Source organism: Pseudomonas putida (assembly GCF_002741075.1).
In the GTDB taxonomy this organism is placed as follows: domain Bacteria; phylum Pseudomonadota; class Gammaproteobacteria; order Pseudomonadales; family Pseudomonadaceae; genus Aquipseudomonas; species Aquipseudomonas putida_T.
The window spans coordinates 1,660,182-1,674,975 of sequence record NZ_CP016634.1 but is presented as its reverse complement, the minus strand read 5'-3'; the positions used below and the strand labels follow the sequence as shown (position 1 = coordinate 1,674,975).

Annotated in this window: 14 protein-coding genes and 1 pseudogene; 8 read left to right on the top strand and 7 right to left on the bottom strand. The window is 61.8% G+C overall.

Annotated elements, in window-relative coordinates:
• Positions 1–4: 4 nt before the first annotated feature.
• Genes IEC33019_RS07795 through IEC33019_RS07780 form a run of 4 tightly spaced genes read left to right on the top strand, consistent with a single transcriptional unit; the run spans position 5 to position 3,783 of the window.
• The gene (locus IEC33019_RS07795) at positions 5–1,252 is read left to right on the top strand and encodes an NAD(P)/FAD-dependent oxidoreductase (RefSeq protein WP_070094243.1); all 1,248 of its coding nucleotides are present in this window, start codon (positions 5–7) and stop codon (positions 1,250–1,252) included.
• Positions 1,249–2,058 (top strand): DUF1365 domain-containing protein, encoded by an 810-nt coding sequence (locus IEC33019_RS07790; protein ID WP_070094244.1) that lies wholly within the window; start codon positions 1,249–1,251, stop codon positions 2,056–2,058. Before IEC33019_RS07795 ends, IEC33019_RS07790 begins: the two co-directional genes overlap by 4 nt.
• Positions 2,033–3,295 (top strand): SAM-dependent methyltransferase, encoded by a 1,263-nt coding sequence (locus IEC33019_RS07785; protein ID WP_070094245.1) that lies wholly within the window; start codon positions 2,033–2,035, stop codon positions 3,293–3,295. The genes IEC33019_RS07790 and IEC33019_RS07785 overlap by 26 nt, the downstream gene beginning before the upstream one ends.
• The gene (locus IEC33019_RS07780) at positions 3,292–3,783 is read left to right on the top strand and encodes a DUF2878 domain-containing protein (RefSeq protein ID WP_070094246.1); all 492 of its coding nucleotides are present in this window, start codon (positions 3,292–3,294) and stop codon (positions 3,781–3,783) included. Before IEC33019_RS07785 ends, IEC33019_RS07780 begins: the two co-directional genes overlap by 4 nt.
• Here IEC33019_RS07780 and IEC33019_RS07775 read toward each other — a convergent pair.
• Genes IEC33019_RS07775 through IEC33019_RS07755 form a run of 5 tightly spaced genes read right to left on the bottom strand, consistent with a single transcriptional unit; the run spans position 3,757 to position 6,815 of the window.
• A complete protein-coding gene (locus IEC33019_RS07775; protein ID WP_081337514.1) occupies positions 3,757–3,903 on the bottom strand; it encodes a DUF2256 domain-containing protein in 147 nt (48 codons plus the stop codon). The two genes, IEC33019_RS07780 and IEC33019_RS07775, sit on opposite strands and share 27 nt — an antisense overlap.
• Positions 3,900–5,426 (bottom strand): cryptochrome/photolyase family protein, encoded by a 1,527-nt coding sequence (locus IEC33019_RS07770; RefSeq protein ID WP_070094247.1) that lies wholly within the window; start codon positions 5,424–5,426, stop codon positions 3,900–3,902. Before IEC33019_RS07770 ends, IEC33019_RS07775 begins: the two co-directional genes overlap by 4 nt.
• 8 nt (positions 5,427–5,434) lie before the next feature.
• Positions 5,435–5,740 carry a DUF6482 family protein gene (locus IEC33019_RS07765; protein ID WP_070094248.1) on the bottom strand — a complete coding sequence of 102 codons (306 nt, stop codon included), beginning with the start codon at positions 5,738–5,740 and terminating at the stop codon, positions 5,435–5,437.
• Positions 5,737–6,273, bottom strand: coding sequence for a DUF3833 domain-containing protein (locus IEC33019_RS07760; protein ID WP_070094249.1), 537 nt, complete (start codon positions 6,271–6,273; stop codon positions 5,737–5,739). The genes IEC33019_RS07765 and IEC33019_RS07760 overlap by 4 nt, the downstream gene beginning before the upstream one ends.
• An 11-nt stretch (positions 6,274–6,284) precedes the next feature.
• Complete coding sequence (locus IEC33019_RS07755) at positions 6,285–6,815, bottom strand: chalcone isomerase family protein (RefSeq protein WP_070094250.1); 531 nt, start codon at positions 6,813–6,815, stop codon at positions 6,285–6,287.
• 176 nt (positions 6,816–6,991) lie between these two features.
• Here IEC33019_RS07755 and IEC33019_RS07750 point away from each other — a divergent pair, with 176 nt between their 5' ends.
• The 4 genes and pseudogenes from IEC33019_RS07750 (at position 6,992) to IEC33019_RS07735 (ending at position 11,573) form a co-directional block, all read left to right on the top strand.
• The gene (locus tag IEC33019_RS07750; RefSeq protein WP_070094251.1) at positions 6,992–7,483 is read left to right on the top strand and encodes a DUF1543 domain-containing protein; all 492 of its coding nucleotides are present in this window, start codon (positions 6,992–6,994) and stop codon (positions 7,481–7,483) included.
• Positions 7,484–7,620: 137 nt separating this feature from the next.
• Positions 7,621–8,255: pseudogene (locus tag IEC33019_RS07745) on the top strand (hypothetical protein).
• Positions 8,256–8,320: 65 nt separating this feature from the next.
• The gene (locus tag IEC33019_RS07740) at positions 8,321–9,325 is read left to right on the top strand and encodes an NAD(P)H-dependent flavin oxidoreductase (RefSeq protein ID WP_070094252.1); all 1,005 of its coding nucleotides are present in this window, start codon (positions 8,321–8,323) and stop codon (positions 9,323–9,325) included.
• A gap of 160 nt (positions 9,326–9,485) precedes the next feature.
• Entirely contained in the window at positions 9,486–11,573 is a 2,088-nt protein-coding gene (locus tag IEC33019_RS07735) for an acyltransferase family protein (RefSeq protein WP_157765876.1), read from the top strand.
• 54 nt (positions 11,574–11,627) lie between these two features.
• On the opposite strand, the gene IEC33019_RS07730 is transcribed toward IEC33019_RS07735, so the two are convergent.
• Both IEC33019_RS07730 and IEC33019_RS07725 read right to left on the bottom strand, forming a co-directional pair.
• Positions 11,628–12,101 (bottom strand): DUF1348 family protein, encoded by a 474-nt coding sequence (locus tag IEC33019_RS07730; protein WP_070094253.1) that lies wholly within the window; start codon positions 12,099–12,101, stop codon positions 11,628–11,630.
• 86 nt (positions 12,102–12,187) lie between these two features.
• Complete coding sequence (locus tag IEC33019_RS07725; RefSeq protein WP_070094254.1) at positions 12,188–14,719, bottom strand: fimbria/pilus outer membrane usher protein; 2,532 nt, start codon at positions 14,717–14,719, stop codon at positions 12,188–12,190.
• Positions 14,720–14,794: the final 75 nt, after the last annotated feature.

Genomic DNA, 14,794 nt, shown 5'->3' with positions numbered 1-14,794 from the left:
CGCCATGCGTATAGCGATCATTGGCAGCGGTATCGCGGGCCTGACCTGTGCCCACCTACTGGCTCGCAGACACGAAATCACAGTGTTCGAGGCCAGCGACTGGATCGGCGGCCACACGCATACCGTCGATGTGGACTGGCACGGCGAGCGCCATGCGATCGACACCGGGTTCATCGTCTTCAACGACTGGACCTACCCGAACTTCATTCGCTTGCTCGATCAGCTCAAGGTCGCCTCACAGCCGACCCAGATGAGCTTTTCTGTCCATGATCCACTCACCGGCCTGGAATACAACGGTCATAACCTGAACACGTTGTTCGCTCAACGCCGTAATCTGATCAGCCCGCCGTTCTGGGCGATGCTGCGCGACATCCTGCGTTTCAACCGGCAGGCGCTGGCAGACCTGGATGCACGGCGGATCGATACCGCCACTACCCTGGGTGCCTACCTGCAGGCACAGGGCTATGGCCAGCGCTTCATCGAGCACTACATCGTGCCCATGGGGTCCGCGATCTGGTCGATGTCTCGGACGCAGATGCTCGGTTTCCCCCTGCAGTTCTTCGTGCGCTTCTGTCGCAACCACGGGTTGCTCTCGGTCAATCGACGGCCTCAATGGCGGGTTGTCCAGGGGGGCTCCCGGAGTTATATCGCCCCCCTTTGCCGGCCGTTCGCCGAACGTATTCGCCTGAACTGCAAGGTGCATACGGTCAGACGCGACGAAGGAGGCGTCACCCTGCTCAGCGCCGCCGGCACCGAACGCTTCGACAGTGTGGTCTTCGCCTGCCACAGCGATCAGGTACTGGCGTTGCTCGAAGCACCCAGCGTTCAAGAGCGCGCCGTACTCGGTGCCATCGGCTATGCACAGAATGACGTGGTACTGCACACCGATCAGCGCCTGTTGCCACATCGAAGGAAGGCCTGGGCCAGCTGGAACTATCGACTTGGCGGTCCCGCGGATGCCCCAGCTGCAGTGACCTACAACATGAACATCCTGCAAGGTATCCAGGCACCGGTGACGTTTTGCGTGAGCCTCAACCAGACCGCGCTCATCGACCCTGCGCAGATCATCGCCCGGTTCCGCTACGCCCACCCGCAGTACAGCCTCGCGGCGTCTGAAGCCCAGACACGCCAAGCACGACTTCAGGGCTACCGGCACAGCTATTTCTGTGGTGCCTACTGGGGCAACGGCTTTCACGAAGACGGTGTGGTCAGCGGGCTGCAGGTGGCCCGGCACTTTGGAGAAACGTTGTGAACAGCAGTCTTTGCCTGGGGTGGCTCAGTCATCGCCGGTTCTCCCCGCGATACCATGCGTTCCGTTACCGCATCGGAATGTTCTATCTGGACCTGGACGAACAAGCCTGGCTGACGAGTTTCTCTCGCTGGCTGGGGCGCGGACGCCTGTCGCCACTGAGCTGGCGCCAGACCGACTACTTGCCGGCGCTGACCCGTCAGGGGGAGCCGCTGGCCGAGGCTGCGCGCTTGCTGGTCGAACAGGCAACGGGGCATAGGCCCGAAGGCCCGGTCCACTTGTTGACCCAGCTGCGCTGCTGGGGGGTGTCGTTCAATCCAGTGAGTTTCTATTTCTGTCACGACCACGACGGGCACCTGGCGGCGATCCTGTTGGAGGTATGCAACACCCCATGGCACGAACGGTTTCACTATGTGTTGCCGGTGCAAGGCCGCCTGGACAGAACCTTCGCAATGGCCAAGGCCTTCCATGTATCGCCTTTCATGCCATTGGAGATGGACTATCGACTCCAGTTGTCCCTGAGCCTCAAGTCCGTGCGCATCCACATGGAGAACTGGCGAGGCGGCCAAAAGGTGTTCGAAGCCGATTTGGCTTTGCAGCGCCAAGCGCTGGATCGCAAAGCGTTGCATCGTTACCTCCTGGGCTTTCCCTGGATGAGCCTGCGCAGCGTCTCGGCCATCTATTGGCAAGCCCTACGCCTGTTGTTGAAGCGCACCCCCATTCATGACCACACCGCCAGCCGGGGCGACCTGGCACTCGGCCAACCTTGCGAGGACCCTGACCATGTCGAATCCCACCCTGAGCGTTAGCAAGACCACGGTCCTGGCACCCTTACTGGGCGCATTGGCCAGAACGGTCGTGCTCGCACAACTGGGCAAGCTCCGTCACGGCCATCTACGGCTGCTCAGCCATGGGCGGCAATGGAGCTTCGGAGAGGCTACCAGCCCTTTACAGGCCGAAGTGGAAGTACTCGATGACGCAACCTGGAGCCTGATCGCCGGTAATGGTTCGATCGGCGCGGGCGAAGCCTATATCCATGGTTACTGGCGCAGCCCGGATCCTGCGCGGGTGACCCGTCTGTTGGTGGCCAACCTGGATGTGCTGGACGCCCTCGAAGGAGGCTTTGCGCGGTTAGGGCGACCGGCCCTGCGGCTGCTGCACCGCTTGAACCGGAACAGCAGGCGCGGGGCTCGACGCAATATCCTCGCCCACTATGACCTGGGCAACGCACTGTTCGAACAATTGCTGGACCCGACCATGATGTATTCGGCCGCACAGTTCGAACACCCTGAGCAATCCCTGGAGCAGGCCCAGTTGCACAAGCTCGAGTGCATCTGCCGGAAACTGGAACTGCGTGCGCAGGATCACCTGCTGGAGATCGGCTGTGGCTGGGGCAGCCTGGCCATCCATGCCGCTACCCATTACGGCTGCCGTGTAACCACCACGACCTTGTCCCAAGCGCAGTATGCCTATACTCAGGCGCGCGTGCGGGCCCTTGGGCTGGAACAACAGGTCACAGTCCTATGCGACGATTATCGCGATCTCAAAGGTACCTTCGACAAGTTGGTGTCCATCGAAATGATCGAAGCTGTCGGACACCGCTATCTGCCGGTTTATTTCCGCCAGTGCGCCGCGTTGCTCAAGCCCGACGGGTTGATGTTGTTGCAGGCGATCACCATCCGTGACCAGCGCTACGCCCAGGCTCGGCGCTCGGTTGACTTCATTCAGCGATACATCTTTCCCGGCGGCGCCCTCCCTTCACTGAGCGTGCTGCTGGACACCGCCAGCCGCCAGACTGCGCTCAACCTCGTACATCTGGAAGACTTTGGCCTGGACTATGCTCGAACCCTGGAGCATTGGCGCGACAACCTGCGTAAAAGTCGGACGCTACTGGCCGCCCAGGGCTATGACGATACATTCCAGCGCCTGTGGGAGTTCTACCTGTGTTATTGCCAGGGCGGCTTCGAGGAACGGGCCATCGGCGTAGCGCAGTTGCTGTGGGCGGCGCCTGAAGCCCGACGTGCGCCCTTGCCCGCGCTTCGATGATCAAGCGCTACCGGTTGATCGCCAATGCCCTATGGTTGCAGGCCGGCTGGTGGGCCTGCGTGCTAGGCGCCAAAGCCCCAGGGTGGTTAGTGATGGTGCCCATTGGCCTGGCGTTTCACCTGTACCTGTGTCCTGACTTCGGCGCAGAGGTCAGGGCCCTGGCGCGCACGGTACTGGCTGGCAGTGTCCTCGATAGCGTATTGGGCGCAATGGGTGTATTCAGGTTCGACGCATGGCCGCTGCCCTTATGGCTGGTGTTGCTGTGGCTGGTGCTGGCCAGCGGGTTGCGACACAGCCTGGCGTGGGCAGGCTGGCCTTTCTGGCGTGGTGCGCTGGCCGGTGCAATGGCAGGTCCTTTGGCTTATCTGGGCGGCGCCCGCCTAGCCGAGGTCGTCTTGCCGCTGGGCCCTTTGGCGACAGGCCTTGTGCTAGCGCCGGTCTGGGCGCTGGCCCTACCGTTGCTAGTGCGCATCGCGGCGTGGCGCTGAACGACGGCATCGCTCGGAGCAGTATCGCACCTGCTCCCAGCATCGAGCCCAACGCTTGCGCCAGTTGAACGGCCGGCCACAGACCACGCATACCTTGCTCGGCAGCAAGCGCCTGTTCACAGGCTTTCCCCAGTATCGAGCCGCACCAATAACGCCTGACCACGACGCCACACAGCCTCCCGCCGCGCCGGCGCCATGCTATCGAGGTTCCGATAGGCCAGCGCCAAGCGTGGGTTATGCGCGAATTGGGCACGATGACGGATGAGAAAGTGCCAGTACAACGCATTGAACGGGCATGCATCAGCTTCTGCCGTTTGTTCGACCTTGTAACTGCAAGCCTTGCAATGATCGGACATCCGCTGGATGTAACGACCACTGGCACAGTAAGGCTTGGACCCTAGGTAGCCACCATCAGCATGCATGACCATGCCCAGGGTGTTGGGTAGTTCGACCCAGTCGAACGCATCCAGGTACACGGCCAGGTACCACTGGCAGATAGCCGCCGGCGCGATGCCCGCGAGCAGGGCGAAGTTGCCGGTCACCATCAGGCGCTGGATATGGTGGGCATAGCCCAAATTCAGGGTCTGTTCGATAACCTGCGCCATGCACCGCATGCGGGTATGCCCAGTCCAATAGAAGTCCGGCAATGGCCGGGTGTTGTTCAGATGGTTGAGTTCGGCGTACGCCGGCATGCGTAACCAATAGATGCCTCGCACATATTCACGCCAGCCGATCAACTGGCGAATGAAGCCTTCGGCAGCGTTCAATGGCACGCGCCCCTCACGCCACGCGGTATTCACGTCTTCGCATAGGCGACGCACATCCAGCAACCCGATATTGAGGGTTGCGCTGATGCGGGCATGGAACAGGTAGGGCTCGCCCTCTGCCATGGCGTCCTGATAGTCCCCGAAGGCCGCCAGGCCATAATCCAGAAAATGACGCCACAACTGCTGCGCCTGGTCATGGGTCACTGGGTAGTCGAACCCGTCCACGGCGCCGTAATGGTCGCTGAAATGTTGGCGAACCAAGGCCACGACCGCCGACGTGATGGCGTCCTGTTCGAAGTGGGCAGGAAACGGCCCACGCAATCGTCGTGGCAATGGTTTGCGATTGTCAGCATCGAAATTCCAAGCGCCTCCGGCCGGGCTGCCGTCTGGCTCCAGGAGCAGGCCGCAACGTTTGCGCATACCACGGTAGAAATGCTCCATGCGCAGCCGTGACCGCCCTTGCGCCCAGCGCGCGAAGGCTTCGCGTGAGCACAGAAAGCGGGTATCGCGGTGCCACACCAGCGGGAGGTCCGCATCCCGTAGTGCGTGTTCCAGGCGCCACTCGCCGCACTCGGTCACATGTATTTGCGTAGCGCCCAACATTCGTCGCCAACGGCGCAGTTCTCCAACGATGGTCCCGCTGTTGTCAGCCGCATCGAACGCCACGTAATGCACTTGCCAGCCGCGCGCTCGCAGAGCGAGCGCAAAATGGCGCATGGCACTGAAGATGAGCACGATCTTGTGGGGGTGATGCGGCACGTAGCGTGCTTCCTGCGCCACTTCCGCCATCAGGATGGCATCGTGGGCGGGGTCCAGTGCCGCGAGGCTGGCCAGGTCGAATGACAGCTGATCTCCCAGTACCAGCCCGAGGCGCATCGTACGGGCTACCACTGGCTGGCCAAGGTCAGTGGCATCCGCAACGGCGCGGCGGGGCCGTCGCTTTGTCCGCACATTTCATCATGCACCACCTGTTGCACCATCGTGCACGGCACCGGTGGCAAATTGGCCAGAAGCTCGCGCAGTTCAGTGGTCGAGCGCAATCGAAGGGCCTGTCCGCTCGCATCGCTCAGCGTGATGGGACCGGTGTCGGACATCGCACGCAGGACATAAAACCCTCCTTCGAGTGACAGCAGTTCAAGAGCGTGGACATTACCGGCCAATACCCGCTGGGCGAGTGTGTTCAGGTTCATGGTGTGCCCTCCGGCAGACGGCGGAAGAACAGCGTGATCTGGCCGATCTCCACGCCCAGTTTGCTCATGCTCGAGCGGTTGATAAGGGTGTCGTCGTCTATCAGGTACATCCAGTCGTCCAGGTCAACCTGCCAGCGCCTTCCATCGACGGGCAAATCGAGTTGGTAACGCCATCTCAGCGCATTGCCCGCCACTTCGCCACGGGCTTGGCCGATCACATCCCCGGCTGTTCCGCGCCAGCGGCCAGGGCCGTCCGGCATCAACGTCCAGGTACGCTGTTGACGCGTGCCATCGCTGTAGAGAAAGTGCTCGTCCAGGATCAGCCGCTCGCCGTCGCGTCGGCTATCGATACGCACTTCGAAACGCTTGACCACCTCGCCTGAACGCTTCTGAAACATCCCCCAGGCCTTTACCGGACGCGAGAAGAAGGCCGCCAGATCGAGAGAGGGTTGTTCAGCGGCATACCGTTCGACGCCGACGTTGCCACAACTAACCAGCGCCAGGCAGGCTATCAGCAATAGTGCTCTGTACATGTTCAGCTCCCTCAGTTGTCAGCGACCAGGCCGAGCAGGCGCTGGCGCAATTGAGGATCCCGGGCTCGCGGATCCAGCCAGATGGCGAAGAACGCCCGGGCGAACGCCGGATCGGCAACCTTACGGCTGAGCCTTCCGTCGACATAGAAGCGGCAGCCCTCACCCGGCAGGTACAACCCTGTGATGCGCGTTCCCGGGCGCACATCCACGAAGGCCGCTTCCATGATTGCGGTCCAGCTGTCGATCTGCTGGGCCGTCACACTGGCGCCACTCAGGCGACGCATTTCCTGGAGGCTGGCCTGCACCAACGTGTCTCGGGAGAGAGAACGGTAGTAGGTCAACTCCAGGGCAAAAGGCTGACTCCAGTTCTGCACCGGTCCAACGGTCCACAGCCGAGCGCTGTACAGACGCAAACCGAACCAAGTGAATTCCCCCTCGCCAAGCCGCTGAGCGGTCGGCACAGCCGTTCGCCAGTCCGCAGAGACCGACGACATCGTGCCTAGCAGCAAACAGAAACAGACCATCCGAACCAGGTATGCCATGACGAACCTGTAGCGCCGAATATCTGTACAAAGATTAGTTTTATGTACAATTTAAATCAATTGATGTACAGATATTTTCAGGTCCGATGGTAGACCCGCATCACCACCCTGCCCCTTGGCAACAAGGGCCTTGACCTTGAGAATGCGGCCCTCAGCGAACCGAGAAGGAAGCTTTCATGTTGTACGTAGTCATGCTCGGAGGTCGCCACCCACGCGCCAGCATCGAGGTGCATGATGTAGTGTTCGCCCAGGCGCAAACCCTGGAGCAGACCTACCCGCAATTGCGTCAGGACTGGTTTGGTAGCCGCGCGGGCCTGCATATCGATGGCTGGCTGGAAGTCGATGGCATCGATGCCTACCGCGTCGAGTTCAGTCACCTGGCTCCTGGGCCAGACGACCCAAAGCTGTTTTTCATCAATCTTGGCGGTTACGAGCCAGCGGTCTTCGGTGAAGCGCACCGCTACCTTCTGGTGGTCGCTCGGAACAAGCAACAGGCAAAGCAACTGGGCAAGCAGCGCCTGCAGGCCGACTGGCTCAAACCCCACACCGACGCAGTACTGGAAGTGGATGACTGCCTGCCGATCGACTGTGTGAATGGCCGTTACGTGCACCTGGTCGAAGGTGCACACAGCGGGATCGCTCAATTCGCCGACTATCTGCTGCTCTGAACCGGTCTGCCTGGCCCTGCGTCAACAAAGCGATACATAAAGACCGATCCTGGACACATCCCAGATAAACACCTCGGACACCCTGGCTCCGGACTGCGGTGGCACCCTGCACGCCGCCCCCCACGACGGAGTTCGCCATGCACCTTCATGCTCAACCTGCCAGCCTGCATGGCTGGCGACTGTTCTGTGTGCTGTCTGTTTCGGTTCTGATCATCACTGCGCTGGCGCTGATGGCCCAGCCGCACACGGTGGAAGCCTTGCGCAGCGCGATTCGGGTCACCGCGCGCACGTCCTTGCTGTTGTTTCTCCTGACATTTCTGGCCTCTTCCCTGGCAATCTTGCTGCCCAGTGCCTTCACACGCAGCCTGCTGCGCGAGCGACGGTTTCTAGGATTGGCGTTCGCCTTTCCCATGCGGTGCATGCGGTCCTGATCATCGTGTATGCCAAGTCGTTCCCCGACACGTTCTGGCATGGCCGCACGGCCGCTGCCAACATCCCCGGTTCGATTGGCTACTTCTTCATTTTCCTGCTGACCGTTACTTCGTTCCCTGCCGCCGTGAAGCGACTTGGCGCACGCACCTGGAAGGCGTTGCACAGCACCGGTACCTGGGTGATCGCCGGGATCTTCGTCGTGTCGTTCTACAAGCGCATTCCCATGGGGTCCTGGTATCCACTGGCGTTTGCACTGATCTTCAGCGCCATCGTCTTCAAGCTCGCCGCCAAGTTGGCTGTACGCCTGCGCCGGCAAGCGCGCGCTGAAGCAAGAGCCTGACCGCGTTGCTATTGAACATGCGTTCAGCTATACACTGCAGGCTCCCCCGAGCCGAGGCCCCTTCCATGCGTGATCCACTCTTTCGCACCCGTATCACCGAACTGCTGGGCATCCGTCACCCTATTCTCTGTGGCGGGATGGGGCCAGGTGTGTCCGACGCGGCGTACGTAGCAGCCGTCGTGAACGCAGGCGGGATGGGTTTTATCGTCGCGGCGGGGTTTGCCGACCCTCGCGCGTTTCGCAACGAACTGCGCCGCTGCCGCGAGCTGACCTCGGGCAAAGGGTTCGGCGTCAACCTCTATGTTTCCAGCCAGGCCGAGGCACTGGACCGCTTGCGCGAGCAGGTGGACATCCTGGCCGAGGAAGGTGTGCTGTGCGTCGAAACCTCGGGCGCCAGCCCCGAGTGCATTCTGCCGGAGCTTCGCTCGGCGGGTATCAAGGTCCTGCACAAGGTCCCCGCGATTCGCTATGCGCGCTCGGCGGCCCGGCTCGGGGTGGATGCGCTCATCGTGGTGGGCAACGACTGCGGCGGACACCCGGGCACTTATGGCATCAGCAGCATGGTCCAGGCGGCCCAGGCACCGATGGAGATTGACCTACCCATCGTCATCGGTGGCGGCATCGGTACAGGCCGCCAACTGGCGGCGACGCTGGCGATGGGTGCGGATGCCGTGCTTCTGGGCTCGCGCATGCTGGTCAGCGAAGAACTCTGGATTCATCGCGACTACAAGGACTTGCTGGTACGCAGCGACGGCACGCAAAGCGTCATCGTGAAAACTGCCCTCAAGCAACATCACCGGGTACTGAACAACGACAGTGCCCAGGCGGTCGCCGCGCTGGATGCGGCCGGCGCTCATGACTTCGAACGCTACCGCCCCCATGTCATGGGCACCCTGACCACGCAGGCCTACCAGACGGGCGACAGCGCACGTGGCATGCTCGATGTCGGCCCATCGGTCGTCTTTGCCGACGCGGTCAAGCCCGTGCAGAGCATCTTCGATGAAATCCTGAGCGACGCAAAGCAAGCGCTTGAGCGACTCGGACAACTGCGTCTCCAAGTCCCTCATTGACCGGCCGAGCCACCCCTCCAAACGGAAACATTAAGCAATACTTACCCGGTCAATCGGATAATTTGCCCGAGGTACACCCAAGCCCCTTTGGTAAACTCGCCGCTTTTGCTCGCGAGCCCTGCCGCGTCCAAGAAGTCTCAACGCGATAGGATGTTTTGCCGTGTCAATCGAACAGAACCTGGTATTCAAAGCACCTGAAATCGCCCGCACGCACGTGGCTGCCGATCGGGCCAAGGCACAGGGGGTGCGAACCGGCGCACACTCGACCTCCTACCGCCCCGATATCGACGGGCTACGCGCCGTTGCTGTCCTGCTGGTGCTGGTGTTCCATGGCGGGCTAGCGGTGTTCCCCTCTGGGTTCATCGGCGTCGATATCTTTTTCGTGATCTCTGGCTACCTCACCACCTCGATCATCCTGAGCGCGGTGGCCCGAGGTGACTTCAGCCTTGGCCAGTTCTACGTCAAACGCTTGTGGCGCCTGCAGCCGGCGATACTGGCGCTGTTGATCGTCACGCTCGCCGCGGCCAGCGTGCTGTATCTGCCCAAGGACTTCATCGACTTTCTGAAAAGCGAGAAGTACACAAGCCTGCTGCTGTCCAACCAGTACTTCTCCAAGGCCACCGACGGTTATGCCACCGCCGAGGCGGCGACGTTGCCCCTGCTGCACACCTGGTCGCTGGCCATCGAATGGCAGTGGTACATCTTCCTCCCGCTGGGTTTGATGGCTCTGACGCGCTACCTGGCGCCTCGTCAACTGAAAACCGCTGTCTTGATGTTGACCATCGCGGCCATTGCCGTCGCGCTGTTCATCGCCAAGACATCCCCCGACAAAAGCTATTACGCATTCCTCGCGCGCATCTTCGAGCTGTTGATCGGTTCGTGCGCGGCGGTGTATGCGAGCGACCGCCAACACCTGGGCCGCGTCAGCGCGTCCGTGGTAGGCCTGGGCGCCCTTGGCGTGCTCCTGTATGGCGCAACGCAATCCATACCGACGACCGCCTATCCGGGCTATCCCGCCATCGTGATCTGCCTGGCAACGGCGGTGCTTGTTTCGGGCCAGGTTGGGCAGGTAGGCATCACGTCCAGGCTGCTGTCGTGGTCACCTTTGGTATTCATCGGGACGATTTCCTACTCGCTGTACTTGTGGCACTGGCCAGTCATCGCCATCGTGGATTACCTGGGCTTTGAAAAGACCCCCGCCATCCTCGCCGGCTACTTCATCGCCTCGTTTGCCTTGGGCATCACCTCGTACTATTTGATCGAAAAGCCGCTGCGCCGCACCCGACTGGGCGTTGGCCAGACGCTCATCTTGCTGCTGGTCGTTCCTGCCATCGCCTTTTCGGCACTGCATTCGGCGGGCAAAGCTTCCGGTGGCTGGATGGAGCGCTTCGGCAGTGACCAGACGCATATCCTGCCGCGCCTGAAAGCGAGCGAAATACCCCCGCGCGGGCCGTGCCTTGGCGGTGCCAGTGATGGCTCCGATAGCAAATGCCTGCTTGGGCAAGCCAACGCCAAGACCACCGCGCTGCTGATGGGCGATTCCTACTCCAACCATTTCTGGGGCTTCATGGACGTACTGGCCAAGGACGCCAACCTCTCGGTCATGGCCCAGGGCAGCCCAGGTTGCCTGGCCCTGCCGGATGTCTATCTGTACGACTGGTGGAAGTACAAGAACACGCTCTACAAGAAGTGCCATGACGCGGCCGCTGAATACCACAGGCTGATTGCTCGTAGCCATTACGACTATGTGATCATCGGTCTGACCTGGGAAACCTATGCCAATAGCCGTGCCGTGGTGTTGTCGATCGATGACGAACGCTCCCAGGCCCTGTCGCGCGAACGCATGAAGGCTGCCCTGCTCAAGAGCCTCGACATTATCGAGCGCTCCGGCGCCAGGCCGGTGCTACTCAAGAGCAACATCGTCATGCCCGAGGGCGCCAACGACTGCCTGTACCGCAGCATCAAGCTCAGGGGCACGCTTGAGGAGCACCACTGCGCGACGAGCGTCGCGGCGCCCAAGGAAGACCCATGGCTTGCACAGCTGTTCGAAGCGGCCAAGCAGGCACACCCGGACGTGCTGGTGATCGACCCCAAGGATGTGCAGTGCACCGATGGCCAGTGCAAGCTGTCGATCGACGGCCTGCCGATCTACCGGGACATCGGGCACATCACCGATTTCGCGTCCACAGCGATGGGCAAGATGTATCTACAGGCCAAGGGCAATCCCTTTACTGAATCCAACCCTTGATGCCCGGACGGAGCAGCCGTTTTATCTGGCTGTTCCGCCAAGAACAGCCAAGCGCTAGAGCCCCAGTTCACTCAAGCCTGGGTGATCGTCGGGACGGCGGCCCAAAGGCCAGTGGTACTTGCGCTGCTGTTCGGTGATTGGCAGGTCATTGATACTGGCAAACCGCCGCTGCATCAGGCCATGCGGGCCGAACTCCCAGTTTTCGTTGCCGTAGGAGCGAAACCAGCTGCCTGAATCATCGTGCCATTCGTAGGCGAAACGCACGGCGATCCGGTTATCGGCGAATGTCCAGAGTTCCTTGATCAGGCGATAGTCCAGCTCTCTGCGCCATTTGCGCTCCAGAAACGCCTGAGCCTGGGCACGCCCTTCGATGAACTCGCTGCGGTTGCGCCAATAGGTGTCTTCCGTATAGGCCAGCACCACTTTCGCCGGGTCGCGCGTATTCCAACCGTCCTCGGCGCGTCGGACTTTCTCGATGGCGGTTTCCAGGGTGAACGGCGGCAAGGGTGGGCGTGAGGATTCGCTCATTTCGATGACCTCCAGAGGCAGGCAGAGGCCTTAAGCTATAGCTCAAATGCGCGACGCGTGAAGGGCCGCGTCTGGCATACCCTCGTCTACTCGCCGCAGCGCAATGGCAGGCGTTCGTAATTCAACGCCTTGTCACGTACGGGCAACGTATAGGATGCCTGGCATTGCTGGTCGCTCCAGCGAATCGTCAGCCAGCCCTGCGCTTGCTCGACCAAGGCCAATGCCTTGCCGCTGGGGTCGGAGATCGCCAGTTGCTTGCCCTCGGCATCTTCCAGTGCAGCACCGAATGGAATCCTGCCACCTTGGCCGTCGAACAGCTCGAACTGCACACGGCGCCCGGTCTTGCCAGCGAAACGCGCCAGCACCACAGCGCCACGGCGTGGTACCCGTTGCTGGGTGGCATTGTCGATCTCGATATCGGCGCCCAGTTCGCGGGTGTCCAGGCTGATCCAGTTGACCCGGTAGGGCTGCGCGCTGGGGACCACCGCATAGCCGTTACGACCAGTCTCCACGCCACTGTAGCTGCTGACCTTGGCACCGCGCACGCCCGGTACCTCCACCAGGGCAAAGGTCTCGCCCACGGTCTGGCCCAGGTTTATCCCCCCAGGGTGAGCCACCACCGACCCGGAGACGTTCAGGCTCTGCGAGTCATAGCCCTTGCCCTGGCTGTAGCCGACACTGATGTCGGCCATCGATGTCCGGGTGCTGACGTTGGCCGAGGCCGAACGCCCGCCACCATCGCTGCTACCCGCCTGCACCGAATAGAAACTGTCGGCGCTTTCGTTGAAGTAGCCGTTGATCCCGGCCTGAGTGCTATTGCCGCTTTTCTGCGCACTGGTGGTGACGAACGCTCGCGGTGCCCGTGGGCGACCACCGAGCGGGAACGACACAGACAGGCTGATCTGATTGTCGGAGCTGCCAGCGCCGCCACTCAAATCCTGTGTATGGCTCCAGGTGAGGTTGTAGCTGGTATCGCGCCAGTTGTTGCCATAGCCGGCCGAAAAGCTGCGCGATCCGCCGCGGTTCCAGTAGCGCTGGTCGCTGGCGTTCAGGTATAGGCTGCCCAACTTTCGATCCGCCCCCAGGCTCTGGTTGATGGTCAGGTCGGTACGGGTCTTGGAGTGCCCCGAGCGCAGCAGCGGCCCGCTGCTGAGGTCTTCGATGTGGTTGCTCAGCGTGCGGTAACCCTCGGTCGAATAGCGGTAGGCCGCCAGGGTGAAACTGGTGGCCGTCCCGGTGAAGGTCTTGGCATACAGGGCGCGCAGGCTGTTGCCCGTCTTGCGCTCGCCCTGGGCCTGGCTGCTGGAATGGGTGACGTCCAGCGACACCGCGCCCAGTGAGGTATTGCGACCCACGCCGACGGCCAGCGCCTTGTACTGATCGGTGGCCTGCACCCCGACGATGCCGGTCAGGTTGCTGTCGATGCCGTAGGCCAGGTTGGCGCTGAGCATCTGCGGTGTGGCCAGCCCTTCGCTGTTGCTGTTGTAGCGACCGGCCGAGACGCTGTATCGCACCTGCCCTTCACGGACCATGATCGGCAAGCTGGAAAACGCCTGCTGGGTCACCCGACGGCTGCCGTCGGCCTCGATGACGGTGATCTGCAGGTCGCCGTTGGAGCCACTGGGGTAGATGTCGCTGATCTCGAACGGGCCAGGCGGTACGTTGGTGGTGTACAGCAGGTAGTTGTCCTGGCGGATTTCCACGGTCGCGTTGGTCTGTGCCACACCTCGGATGATCGGCGCGTAGCCGCGCTCGCTGTCAGCGCGCATGCCGTCGTCGGACTCAAGCTTCAGGCCCCGGTAGCGCACGCTGTCGAACAACTGCGCATCGGAGAAGATGTCCCCGGCGCTGAACTGCCCTTTCAGGGCCGTGACATCGTGCTGCAAGTAACTGCGGTTGCTCTTGAAGGTATCCGGGCGGCCGGTGCCGCTGCTGAAGTTGGACTCGTTGCGCAGCCGCCAGCCGCCCAGGTTGATGCCATTGCGCAGGCCCAGGTTGGTGTTGTAGCGGGTGTCGGCATCGCCTGCGTTGCGGCTGGTGCTCATCTGGTAGTTGATGAAAGCCGCTGGCACGCCGTTGTCCCACAACTGGGGATCGACGTAGCCGCGCAGGCCACGCTGCATGGCGACCTGCGGGACGCTGGTATCCAGGCGCAGGCGACTGCCATCGAAGCTTACGGAGGCCTGATCGATCAGCGCAGGCAGGTCCTGGCAGGACTGGTCGTCGTCCAGGCTCAGCTTGCCCTGGGCCTGCAGCTTGTCCAGGTCGATTCCCAGTTGCCTGAGCAATGCGAGGGTCAGGCACGGCTCCACACGGCCAGTGGCCGGGTTGCGTTGAAAATCGATATCTCGTCGCCCGACCAGGACTTGGTTGCTGTACAGATCGACCCGGTAGTTGCCAGGCAGCACACGGGTGCCGGCGAGCAGCAGTTGCAGGTCTACCGACGAAGCCGCGCCCTGCAGGAAGGTGGTATTGAAGGCGAGCAACTGCGGGTCGGCAACTTGCTCGGAAGCTGCATCGGCGTGCACGCACGCGCTGTGGATGGCCAGGGACAAGGCAGCGAGCTTGAGCGGCGCGGACGCACGGAAGCGTCCCCGGGTGTCGAACAGCAGAAACATGCTTGGAAACCTTTTTCATCCATGGCAAATACCGGGCACGGCGCAGCCGCGCGTGCGTCGGCATGCGCCCTAGGT

What these genes read in the sequence shown, in the direction of transcription:
- IEC33019_RS07795 (WP_070094243.1), top strand. Translation starts at nt 5, where the DNA reads ATGCGTATAGCGATCATTGGCAGCGGTATCGCGGGCCTGACCTGTGCC.
- IEC33019_RS07785 (WP_070094245.1), top strand. Translation starts at nt 2,033, where the DNA reads ATGTCGAATCCCACCCTGAGCGTTAGCAAGACCACGGTCCTGGCACCC.
- IEC33019_RS07780 (WP_070094246.1), top strand. Translation starts at nt 3,292, where the DNA reads ATGATCAAGCGCTACCGGTTGATCGCCAATGCCCTATGGTTGCAGGCC.
- IEC33019_RS07770 (WP_070094247.1), bottom strand. Translation starts at nt 5,426, where the DNA reads ATGCGCCTCGGGCTGGTACTGGGAGATCAGCTGTCATTCGACCTGGCC.
- IEC33019_RS07765 (WP_070094248.1), bottom strand. Translation starts at nt 5,740, where the DNA reads ATGAACCTGAACACACTCGCCCAGCGGGTATTGGCCGGTAATGTCCAC.
- IEC33019_RS07760 (WP_070094249.1), bottom strand. Translation starts at nt 6,273, where the DNA reads ATGTACAGAGCACTATTGCTGATAGCCTGCCTGGCGCTGGTTAGTTGT.
- IEC33019_RS07755 (WP_070094250.1), bottom strand. Translation starts at nt 6,815, where the DNA reads ATGGCATACCTGGTTCGGATGGTCTGTTTCTGTTTGCTGCTAGGCACG.
- IEC33019_RS07750 (WP_070094251.1), top strand. Translation starts at nt 6,992, where the DNA reads ATGTTGTACGTAGTCATGCTCGGAGGTCGCCACCCACGCGCCAGCATC.
- IEC33019_RS07740 (WP_070094252.1), top strand. Translation starts at nt 8,321, where the DNA reads ATGCGTGATCCACTCTTTCGCACCCGTATCACCGAACTGCTGGGCATC.
- IEC33019_RS07730 (WP_070094253.1), bottom strand. Translation starts at nt 12,101, where the DNA reads ATGAGCGAATCCTCACGCCCACCCTTGCCGCCGTTCACCCTGGAAACC.
- IEC33019_RS07725 (WP_070094254.1), bottom strand. Translation starts at nt 14,719, where the DNA reads ATGTTTCTGCTGTTCGACACCCGGGGACGCTTCCGTGCGTCCGCGCCG.